At 38.5% G+C, this 10,981-nt stretch carries 9 protein-coding genes, 1 tRNA gene and 1 pseudogene; all 11 read left to right on the top strand.

Annotated elements, in window-relative coordinates:
- Positions 1–275: RAP domain-containing protein (locus QME58_12615; protein ID MDI6804666.1), on the top strand; the 275-nt coding region annotated here is incomplete at its 5' end.
- Positions 276–442: 167 nt separating this feature from the next.
- Positions 443–943 (top strand): transposase, encoded by a 501-nt coding sequence (locus QME58_12620; GenBank protein ID MDI6804667.1) that lies wholly within the window; start codon positions 443–445, stop codon positions 941–943.
- A 178-nt stretch (positions 944–1,121) separates the two neighbouring features.
- Positions 1,122–1,193, top strand: a tRNA-Thr gene (locus QME58_12625).
- Between the two features lie 213 nt (positions 1,194–1,406).
- Positions 1,407–3,149: a CehA/McbA family metallohydrolase gene (locus QME58_12630; protein ID MDI6804668.1), complete on the top strand. Its 1,743-nt coding sequence runs from the start codon at positions 1,407–1,409 to the stop codon at positions 3,147–3,149.
- A gap of 82 nt (positions 3,150–3,231) precedes the next feature.
- Positions 3,232–3,453 carry a 50S ribosomal protein L31 gene (gene rpmE / locus QME58_12635; protein ID MDI6804669.1) on the top strand — a complete coding sequence of 74 codons (222 nt, stop codon included), beginning with the start codon at positions 3,232–3,234 and terminating at the stop codon, positions 3,451–3,453.
- Positions 3,454–3,553: 100 nt separating this feature from the next.
- Positions 3,554–4,828 (top strand): putative sugar nucleotidyl transferase, encoded by a 1,275-nt coding sequence (locus QME58_12640; protein MDI6804670.1) that lies wholly within the window; start codon positions 3,554–3,556, stop codon positions 4,826–4,828.
- 7 nt (positions 4,829–4,835) lie between these two features.
- Positions 4,836–6,206: a 16S rRNA (cytosine(967)-C(5))-methyltransferase RsmB gene (rsmB, locus tag QME58_12645; protein MDI6804671.1), complete on the top strand. Its 1,371-nt coding sequence runs from the start codon at positions 4,836–4,838 to the stop codon at positions 6,204–6,206.
- A gap of 27 nt (positions 6,207–6,233) precedes the next feature.
- The gene (locus QME58_12650; protein MDI6804672.1) at positions 6,234–7,469 is read left to right on the top strand and encodes a zinc-binding dehydrogenase; all 1,236 of its coding nucleotides are present in this window, start codon (positions 6,234–6,236) and stop codon (positions 7,467–7,469) included.
- An 85-nt stretch (positions 7,470–7,554) separates the two neighbouring features.
- A pseudogene (locus tag QME58_12655) lies at positions 7,555–8,408 on the top strand (Bro-N domain-containing protein).
- Positions 8,409–8,645: 237 nt separating this feature from the next.
- Complete coding sequence (acpS, locus tag QME58_12660; protein ID MDI6804673.1) at positions 8,646–9,011, top strand: holo-ACP synthase; 366 nt, start codon at positions 8,646–8,648, stop codon at positions 9,009–9,011.
- Positions 9,012–9,020: 9 nt separating this feature from the next.
- Positions 9,021–10,721: an acetate--CoA ligase gene (gene acsA, locus QME58_12665; protein ID MDI6804674.1), complete on the top strand. Its 1,701-nt coding sequence runs from the start codon at positions 9,021–9,023 to the stop codon at positions 10,719–10,721.
- Positions 10,722–10,981 lie beyond the last annotated feature (260 nt).

The following is a 10,981-nucleotide window of genomic DNA, read 5'->3' on the forward strand; positions in this document are numbered from 1 at the left end:
CGCAGGGACTTGTAATTCATCAGCAATATTTCGTTGAAGGATACTTTCTAGATATCTTTACAACCGTCAATGGTCAATTATTTGCAATCGAGTGTGAAGGAGCCAGATATCATCGCGTTGGCGGAAACAGAACGGGACGATTGTTGGGTGATGATATCCTGAAGGAACGGATACTTACTCAATGTGGATACAAAGTAATTCACATACTCTATGAAGAATGGATAACAATTCAGGATCAACAACGTTGGCTACGTCAAAAATTACATTTAGACTAAGGGGACTTCCAAAAACTAACTTTAAAGTGTGAGAAAACAAGCATCAAAAAACAAGTATGAGGAAGAAAAATGAAAATGAAGCATCCCGGGTTCTTTGAAGAACAAAACAAGTTGGAGCGAATAAGAAGTTATTTGATCGATTCCACAGCGAATTGGAGCGTCAGCATATGATCCTCAACAAAGGAAAGATAATTGATGCGAGTATTGTTGAGGTACCAGTTCAACGAAATACCAGAGAGGAGAATGAGGCGATATGGGAAGCAAACTCCAATAAAATGAGCCATAAAGATACAGATGCTGCCACCCACGATAGTATTCCCGGACAGAAGTTACTGAGCAAGCACGACTGGGGACAGACCTTGCATGGAGACAGCGCTTACACGGGAGAACCATTTGAACGAGTTGTCAACCGATGTAGCATGAAAAACCAAATTCACGAAAAAGGATACCGGAATAATCCTTTGACCAAGAAGCAGAAAGAGCGGAATAGAAAGAAAAGCAAGGTTAGAGCGCGAGTTGAACACGTTTTCGGATTTATGAAACAGGCTACGAGACACGTTATTATTCGTACCATAGGAATGGTGAGGGCGAAAGTGAAGATTGGATTGTTGAATCTCACTTACAATTTGTGCCGTTATAGCTATCACCTGCAACCCGAAAGGGCATAGTGTGCCCACTCAGGTGGAAAAGGAGAAAAAGCCCTGATAAAAGGGTCAAACGCATGGCACAACGAACACAACAGCAACATTTTCATTTCATTAACTGACAATTGAACACTAAAATTCTATTAACAAAGAATTAAATGAACATAAACATAGTTTTTGGAAGTCCCCATTGTATATTGTTGCTGGCGTAGCTCAGTGGTAGAGCAGCTGATTCGTAATCAGCAGGTCGTCGGTTCGACTCCGACCGTCAGCTCTAAAATATTCGTAATAAACCGTTCCGTCCCGTTATTTGAGCGGGACGTGAATCCTCGTTCCGAAAGTTATTCGGAACGGGACTGGTAGTCGGTTCAACTCCGACCAACAGCTCAAAAATTTGTAAAAGCCCGCAGCAGTTGTTCTCCAACCGCCAAAGCCACGTTACATTTTTGTTCAATAATATGTTTCATTAAATCAATCTTAAAAATAAATGAAAAAAAATACTTTACTCATTCTTATATCACTAATACTGATATTTACCGGTTTTACAATTGCTCAAACTCCGGCATATAATTTTTATTTTGGTAACATCCATTCTCATACATGGTATTCAGATGGGAATGCAGATAAAACTCCTGCCTCGTACCCGGCTCCTGTTGCTAAAGCTATGGAATATGGAAGAACTGTTGCAAATAATTTGAATTTTCTTGCAGTTACTGACCACAATCATAACGAGAGTTTGAGAATGACATTAGCATACTGGCGATCAGGTGTAATTGAAGCTGATACTGCAAACAAAGATGGAATCTTCGTGGGATTATATGGACAGGAGTGGGGCACGATTAGCGGTGGTGGGCACGTCTTGGTTTTGGGAACCAATAAATTGATTGGTTGGAATCCTGGAGTTTACGATGTTTATGTCGCAAAAGGAGATTACAAAAACCTGTGGAAGAAAACTGATTCACTCAACGGGTTTTGTTATCTTGCACACCCAAATAGTTCTGACTTTGGAAATCTTATAAACACGGTATACGACTCTTCTTACGATTGCGTGATACAGGGGACTGCAATTAAAAGCGGTCCAGCTTTTTCAACGAACATTACACAAACTGAACCTTCCAGCTCGAATGATGAATCTTATTATCATAGTCTTTTAAAACGTGGTTATCACGTAGCTCCAACTTCGGATCAAGATAATCACTATACAAACTTCGGTATGAGCAACCAACAGCGAACAGTTGTAGTCGCCCCAGCCTTAACGCAGTCTGAAATTCTAAATGCATTGAGAAATCGTCGAGTATATGCCTCCGAAGATAACAATATAAAAGTTCAATTCGAGGTAGGTACAAATCTTATGGGCGATATTTTTTCTACCGCCCCGCCTTTTAATGTTAGAGTAAAAGTTTCAGATGCAACCCCGAACGATGTCGTTTCTAAAATTGAAATCAGATATGGAATACCGGGATCCGGTGCGGTTCCAACTGTTTTAGCCACTGTGAGCGGCAGGGATTCGTTAGTTACTACAGTTACTCAATCGCTCGGTTCCACTTATTATTATTATGTTTTTGTTCAACAAAACGATGGTCATCGAGTATGGACTGCCCCGATGTGGATAACAGCTAAAGAAGATCAGTTGCCAGTTACTTTCGGATCGTTCACAGCAACTTTAAATCTTAATGGTGGTGGAGTAGATCTTAAATGGTCAACGCTCACTGAAAAAAATAATTACGGTTTCTATGTTCAACGTAAAAAAGATACTGAAACAAATTTTCGTACACTAAATTATCATGTAATTCCAGGTTTGGGTGAACCACACGAATATTCTTACACAGATACTACCATTGTAGAAGCGGGTAACTATGAATATCGAATTATGCAAGTTGATACCGACAGTATGAAACATTTTTCCTCAACTGTACCAATAAGTTTTACACCTACGGCGGTTTTTGAAAATTCGGGACTCCCTTCGGAATATAAATTATTCCAAAATTACCCCAATCCGTTTAACCCTGTAACGAACATACAATATCAAGTTCCCGAATACACCTTTATTTCATTAAAAGTTTTTGATGTCTTTGGTAGAGAAGTCCAAACGTTGGTCAATGGTTACATTCAGCCAGGTTATCATCGAGTAGAATTTGATGCCTCTCAAATTGCGAGCGGAATTTATTATTATCAACTAAAAACGCCAAATTCTAACGGTTTAATGGGGAAAATGATATTACTCAAATAAAAGCTACTTGGAAGTGTTTTGCAATTGTTAGAAAATAGTAATATATTAGCACCAGAAAAATATAAAATATTAGGAGATTTTAATGAAAGACGGTATTCACCCGACATATAAAAAAGCGATTGTAACTTGTATTTGCGGAAATACATTTGAAACACGATCGAGCATTGGTAATATAAAATTAGAAATTTGCTCGGCTTGCCATCCATTCTTTACAGGAAAACAGAAATTGCTCGACTCGGCAGGTCGTATCGAAAGATTCAATCGTAAGTATTCTAAACCAAAAGAAGAAACTCCAACAGCATAGTCGGAGTCGGTAAAAGTTTTGTAAAAAACGGAATGTATAACTTGCATTCCGTTTTTTTGTTTAAGTCGGATTGCAACCCATAAACAAGCAAGTATAAAATATGAAAATATATATCTTTGAAGATGAAGGCTACCAAAATTTTTTGCCGTTGACGTATTTCAGACCTGTGTATGATTTACGTTGCGGAGCACTTTCGCTGAAAGAAAAAATTGAAAAATATCTTAAAAATAAAGTAACCGGTTTACACACACGGAATGAGTTGTCCGGCGTTACAAAAGAATCATACCCTAAAAAAGATATTAATAATTTCCCAACCGATTATTCCTTATTTATTAACGGTCGGATAATTGCAGATAAAAATTTTTTTAAAGAGATAAAGTTTGAGAAGAGTATCGATCAATTATTTATCAGCGGCGATACAATTGTTGCTGCCTACCTTACTCCTCAAACGTTAGAGTCGATGAAAAAATATTGGCTCGAAAATCCCTTCCCTTTATTCCAAGTTCCTAATTTTAAAAATATTCTGATACATAATATAAATGCACAGGTTGCAAATTATCCGTGGGATTTAATTACTTTTAACGGTGATGAAATCGGAAACGACTTTTTCCTTCTTGCAAAAGAAATGAAGGGTAAAACAATTTTAGGAAAAATACATAAAGGTGTACACTTACTCAATCGTCAAAACATAATAATGGATCGGGAATCTGAAATTTACCCCGGTGCTGTTTTGGATGCTTCGAACGGTCCGATAATAATTGGCGCCAATGTTCTGATTATGGCAAACTCGGTAATTACAGGCCCGGTCTATATCGGCGATGACTCAATTATAAAAGTGGGTGCAAAAATCTACAGTAATACTTCTATCGGTGATTCATGCAAAGTAGGTGGCGAAGTTGACTCAACAATTATCCAATCGCATTCGAACAAGCAGCACGATGGATATTTAGGTCATGCGTATGTAGGCAGTTGGGTTAATATCGGCGCCGATACGAATAACAGCGATCTAAAAAATAATTATTCTCCAATTAAAGTTACTATCAACGGGAAGTTAATAAATACAGGGTTGATACATTTCGGAACCATTCTTGGAGATCATTCCAAGACGGGTATCAATATGATGTTCGATACAGGCTCTGTAGTAGGAGTTTATTGCAATCTGTATGGTGCAGGTTTGCCACCCCGATACATTCCCTCGTTTACCAGAGGGAGCGGCTCGGGACCGTTAAAAACAAATTCATTTGAAATGAGTATCGATACTGCAAAAATTGTTATGGCACGTCGCAATGTCCAACTTACCAAAGAATATGAAGAATTAGTAAAAATAGTTTTCGATGACACACAAACCGAACGTAAACAAGCAGGTATACTATAGAATCATTATGACATTAACCGATCAACAAAATATATACGAAGGTGTTCGCGGGACTTCCATCAAAATATTAAATCGGATCGAAAGAACCGACGCATATCTCGATAAACTGCTTGATGCTGAACTGCGAAGTAAAGACCTTTCGGATTTAGATAAAAGTTTATTGAATGAAATTGTTCATGGTGTAATCAGGTGGAGAAGCCGGCTTGACTGGGTAATTAACGGATTCTATCACGGAAATTACGTGAAGTCGGAGATTAATTTAAAAAATGCAATGCGCGTTGCAACTTATCAAATTTTATTTCTACAAAAAATACCGCACCATGCAGCAGTCAACGAAGCAGTCGAGTTTATTAAACGGCTCAATGGTGAGAAAGCTGCTAATCTTGTAAATGCAGTTCTTCGTACTATAATCCGTAACATTGACGAAATAAAGTTTCCTGACCCTGCCACAGATACGGTACATTATTTGGGCGTTTACTATGCACATCCAACGTGGATGGTAAAAAAATGGTTGGCACGTTTTGGATTTGAAGAAACTCAGAAACTTCTACTAGCGAACAATCAGATCCCCGAAATTACAATTCGTATTAACCGGTTAAAAATTGAACCTGCAAAATTTTTGTCATCTCTTGAAGAATCGAAGTTATCATATCAAGGGTCTGAGTATATCGATTATTATCTCAGAGTGCGGAACCTTTCCGAACTGTCGGAGTTGAATTATTTCCAAAGTGGATACTTTACAATTCAGGACGAAAGCGCCGCCCTGCCATCAATTTTATTGAACCCGCAACCGTGCGAACGTGTGATTGATATGTGTGCTGCCCCGGGCGGAAAAACCACACACCTTGCTGAGTTGATGAAAAATTCAGGTAAAATTATCGCGATAGATAAGTATGACCATAAATTGAATCTCATCCGTACAAGTTGTGATCGGCTTGGGATTGATATAGTCGATTATGTTGTCGGCGATGCAAGCGAACTTGAATTAGAAAGTGCCGACAAAATTTTAGTTGATGTTCCTTGTTCCGGACTCGGTGTTTTGCGGAAAAAACCGGATATAAAGTGGAAACGAGAACCCGATGATTTACTAAAATTGAACGTCTTTCAAACCGGACTGCTTAATAATGCAGCAAAATTATTGAAACCGGGAGGCGCTATTGTTTACAGTACTTGCACAACAGAGCCGGAAGAAAATTTTAACTTAATACAAGATTTTTTAAAAAAACATACTGATTTTTATATAGATAACGCTTCGAAGTATGTTAATCAAGCATTGGTGAATTCAAACGGTTGTGTGGAAACCTTTACTTATAAACATCACATGGATGGTTCGTTTGCAGTCCGGCTTGTAAAATCTTCGCAACTTTCAGACAAATAATTAACAATGAATTATAAAGGATAAACAATGCAGCTAATGAAGGCAGTCGTTAAAGAAAAACCGTTCCCCGGCAAAGAATGGCACAAAGGTTTTAAATTAGTTCAGAAAGAAATTCCGGAAGTAAAGAAGCCCGATGAAGTAAAAATTAAAGTAATTGCAACTGCGATTTGTGGAACCGATGTTGGAATTTATAACGCTAAAGATTCACTCAAAGACTCGATGATGATTTTAGACACCCCGGACGTTATTGTCGGGCACGAGTTCAGCGGCAAAATTGTCGATGCTGGCGCAAAGGCAAAGCTTCAACTTGCACAGATGTTGATCGATCAGGTAAAAGCTAGTTCTGTCATTAAAAAATTTGTTGGCAGACGCAGTCCTATACAGCTTGCAAGCGATCCGAACTTCTTCACATTTTTAGAAAAATATATTTACTGTTCTGCCGAAATGCATGTAACCTGCGGTAAATGCGTTCAATGTAAAGCTGGCGACTTTCACGTTTGTAAGAATACAATTATCAGAGGATTACATGGCAATGGTTCGTATGCTGAATACCTGACATTGCCCGTCGAGAATATTCGATTATTCTATAAAACAGATGTTCCCCTCGAAGTAATCGCCTTTATGGATGCTATCGGAAACGCAACGCATACTGTGCAATCGGTTGATGTTAAAGGGAAATCGGTAGCGATATTAGGTTGCGGAGTCCAGGGACTAATGGCGACTGCCGTTGCAAAATATCTCGGTGCAAAAAAAATATTTGTTACTGATGCATCGCACGGCGAGTTCACTCACGACAAGTTAGAAAATTCCCGATTCCGACTTGCGCGACTTTATGGTGCAAAGCATTGTTTCGATGTTTCGATTGACCGTGAGAAAGAAAAATTTTACAAAACAGTTTTAGAAGAAACTAACAATGCCGGTGTTGATGCTGTTATTGAAATGTCGGGTAACTACAAAGCTTACGAAGATGCTTTTAAAGTCGTTAGGATGGGTGGAATAATATCTTTGCTGGGTATCCCGGGTGGACAGATGGTAACCGATTTTGCAAAGCACATCATATTTCCCGGTGTAACAATTAAAGGCATTATCGGTCGGAGAGTCTGGGACACGTGGGATGTTATGACCGAAATCCTGAAAAAAGGGCTTGCCAAAAAATTTGTTAAAACGGGATTCATAACGCACGATTTACCTCTCGAAAAAGTTGATGAAGGCATCAATGCCATAATAAAAGGCGACGCGCTGAAGGTTATACTGAGACCGTGAGTTGCAAAACGGCGAAGGGATGAATAAACGACTCGGTGAGTGCGAGAAGAGTGATTCTATCTTTATTTTTAATAGGAGAATAGGAATGGATAACAATAATCCGCCGAGGCGGATAGCTTTATTTAAAGGAAAACAAATCCGAAGAATAATTCATAATAATGAATGGTATTTCTCGGTTATCGATATCATTGCAGCACTGACCGACAGCGAGAATCCGAGGGATTATTGGTATAAAATGAAAATTCGTGTTAAAGATGAGGACGGAGTTGAACTGTCGACATTTTGTCGACAGTTGAAATTATTAGCTCCGGATGGGAAAATGAGAGAAACGGATTGTTCTGATACTGAAAGTTTATTCCGTTTAATCCAGTCAATTCCATCGCCTAAAGCAGAACCGTTTAAACGCTGGTTGGCTAAAGTCGGTTACGAACGTGTACAAGAAATTGAAAACCCTGAATTAGCCACAAAACGGACACGAACGTTCTACAAACTCAAAGGTTATCCCGATGATTGGATAGAAAAACGAATGCGCGGAATTGCCATCAGAGAAGAACTTACAGACGAGTGGCAAAAACGTGGAGCCTGAGAAAAAAAAGATTATGAAATTTTAACTTCTGAAATTTCGAAAGCAACCTTCGGTGTTACACCGTCGCAGTATAAAAAGTTAAAAAGATTAAAACGGGAAAACCTCCGCGACCACATGGATGACCTCGAATTGATTTTTCAATGTTGGGTGAACGAGCAACGACTGAAATCCATCGCACAGAAGATTCACACGGCGTTCCTAAATTAAAGGTAGATGCAAAAGCCGGAGGAGATATTGCCGGTAATGCGAGGAAACAATTAGAATAGAAGTTAGGTAAATCAATCGTCTCAAAAGATAATTACTTGAAAAAATCTAAACGCATCAAACGCTTAAAGAGTGAGAGAGGCAAATAATATTTGATATTAACTCAAAAAAGAAATACGAAATTATGACGATGTAGGGATTATAGAGTCAGACTCATCACAATAAACACTATACGCTCACTGTTCCTCGCACACCGCCCACATCTCGTTGCTCATTGCTCAACACTCTCTCCGTTTGTGTTTTTACACAAAAATTTTATATATTTTACACACCAATCAAGTATTATCCTCTGTTCTTCAATTTTAATCACAATTTAAATCGGAAAAATGGTCAAAGGTATTGGAGTTGATATTGTCGACATCGATAGGTTTAAGAATATCAATAACGATCAGGATTTCATTAATCAGATTTTAAATGATTACGAAATACCTGTCGTGCTAACTCGTATTCCTAAACATGTTCAAATTGCAAAAGCTTTCGCACTTAAAGAAGCAATGATGAAAGCTTTAGGAACGGGTTTGTATTACGGATCTTATTGGCATAATATCGAAATTTCTGAATTATGGGAAATTAAACTTTCCGGTTTTCTAAAGAATATTTCAGATGAGATGAAAATAAATAAAATAAATAGTTCAACTGTACAAACAAAAAATTATGTATCAGCGGTAGTTATATTAGAAGGATATATATAAGGAGCATTCATGAGTAATATCGGTTCATACGAAGAGAGATATAAAACATTTAAGTGGGAACAAGCCGAAAAAGAATTGGAGTTTGGCGAAAACGGAATGTACAATATCGGTTACTATTGCAGCGACCGAATCTGCGAAAAAGGCGATGCAAATAAGTTGGCATTAATATGGGGAGGGTTCACCGGCGAGGTTAAAAAATTTACCTACAACGACATACGCATCTACAGTAATACAATTGCAAAGTTTTTACAGGATAACGGAGTAAACATCGGCGACTGTGTTTGTCTGTTTATGGATAAAGTTCCTGAATTATATTTAGGATTTATTGGAGTCTTAAAGATGGGTGGTATAGTACAACCCCTCTTCTCTGCGTTCGGTGAAGAAGCTTTATTTACTCGCTTGGACGATGCAAAGACAAAAGCAATCATCACTCAAAAAAAACATTTAGGAAAAGTTAGAAGAATAAAAGATAAACTTCCTGAGCTTACAAAAATTATCGTTATAGATGCTGACGAAACAACATCGCAGGTTAATGAAATTCATTTTTGTATGGAAAAATCGCAGAAGGTAGATAAATTCGAAATCGTAAAAGTGGGTCCCGAAGTGCCATCTGTTTTACATTATACTTCCGGCACTACAGGTAAACCAAAAGGGGCTCAGCATGTTCACTCTTCAATTATCGCTCAGTACATCACTTCAAAGTGGGTTCTTGATTTGCAGCCCGATGATATCTATTGGTGTACTGCCGACCCCGGATGGGTAACCGGAACTTCATACGGAATTATAGGCCCGTGGTCAAGTGGTGTTACACAGATTGTTCTGGATGCCGGCTTTGGTACCGAGAAGTGGTATGCGTTTATACAAAAATATAAAGTAACGATGTGGTATTCGGCGCCGACTGCAATCCGATTACTTATGAAGGAGGGATTGGATGTTGTAAAGAAGTACGACCTGTCATCACTCCGGCATCTTGCAAGTGTCGGCGAACCCTTGAACGCTGAAGCTGTTATCTGGTCTGAGAAAGCATTCGGCAAACCATTTTATGATACGTATTGGCAAACTGAAACCGGTGCGATAGTGATTACAAATTTTCCTGATATGAAAATAAAACCAGGGTCAATGGGGAAAGCATTCCCTGGGGTTACTGCAACTGTTGTGAACGCAAAGACTTATGAACCGATCGAAACTCCGGGTACAGTAGGTTTAATTGCCCTCAAACCCGGATGGCCCTCGATGATGCGAACTTATTGGAACAATAAAGAAACTTATGATTGCAAATTTAAGAATGGCTGGTATATTTGCGGCGACCGTTCGAGTATTGATAACGAGGGTTACTTCTGGTTTGTTGGACGTGATGATGACGTTATTAATACAGCGGGTCACCTTGTCGGTCCGTTTGAAATTGAATCCGCCCTGCTTGAACACAAAGCTGTTGCGGAGTCGGCTGCGATTGGAAAACCCGACCCTGTGAATATGGAAGTAGTGAAAGCTTTTATTGCACTCAAACCCGGTTTTGAACCAAGCAGCGATTTAGAATTAGAGATTATGAATTTTATACGGAAGAAACTTTCTCCTTTAGCAATGCCTCAAGAGATTGGGTTCGTTAAATCACTCCCCAAAACACGCAGCGGTAAAATTATGCGGCGACTCCTCCGTGCCCAAGAATGGGGTGAGGAGATTGGAGATATTTCAACTTTAGAAAATGATTAAAATTAAAATACGAATAAATAAATCCTAAATTCGAATTTCAAAATATTGATTGTTCTAATTTATGAATTTTAAATATTTGTGCTTGTTTCGGATTTAGACATGCGGATTTCGGATTATTTATAGAATAACAAAAATATATAAATTAAATAAGGAGCAGTTATGTCAGAAGAAATTAAAAAATTAATTATCGATTACGTTAAAAAAGAGGCTCATCGTGGAAGTGAGTGGGTAAAAATGATAGATAGAAACAGCGTAACATA

It is taken from the genome of Bacteroidota bacterium (genome assembly GCA_030017895.1).
Classification (GTDB): Bacteria; Bacteroidota; Ignavibacteria; order UBA10030; family BY39; genus JASEGV01.